The organism is Vibrio sp. 1078-1, assembly GCF_033340475.1.
In genome coordinates this window covers 1-545 of record NZ_JAWOWM010000765.1, presented here as the reverse complement: position 1 = coordinate 545, position 545 = coordinate 1, and the positions used below count along the sequence as shown (strand labels likewise).

The 545-nt window shown below is 50.5% G+C and carries 1 protein-coding gene; it reads left to right on the top strand.

Annotated elements, in window-relative coordinates; all coding sequences use genetic code 11:
- A partial coding sequence (locus tag R7190_RS29945; protein ID WP_318138218.1) for an ATP-binding cassette domain-containing protein occupies positions 1-545 on the top strand: 545 nt, incomplete at both ends.

Below are 545 nucleotides of genomic sequence, written 5' to 3'. Positions count from 1 at the left end.
ATGTGACTGCTCGCCACGAAAGTGCATTATCAGCGTTGCAGAGAGTTGGGTTAGACACCTACGCTGAATCATTTCCTGATGAACTATCAGGTGGTATGAAGCAGCGTGTCGGTCTTGCCCGCGCCCTAGCTTGCGACCCCGATATTTTGCTGATGGATGAAGCGTTCTCAGCGCTCGATCCTTTGATTCGTTCTGAAATGCAGGATGAATTGATTCGTCTGCAAAATGACGATAAACGCACCATCGTATTCATTTCGCACGACTTGGACGAAGCCATGCGCATCGGTGACCGAATTGCCATCATGCAAAACGGCGAAGTTGTGCAAGTCGGCACACCAGATGAAATTCTTCATAACCCCGCCAATGATTATGTCGAGGCGTTTTTCCGCGGCGTTAATGTCGCCAGCGTGCTAACCGTCAAAGATATTGCGCGCAAGAAGCCCGCTGCGGTATTCAAGAAATCCGAACACGACGGCCCTGGCTCTGCCATGCAAATCTTGATGGATCACGACCGTGATTACGGCATCGTCGTCGATAAATCTAGC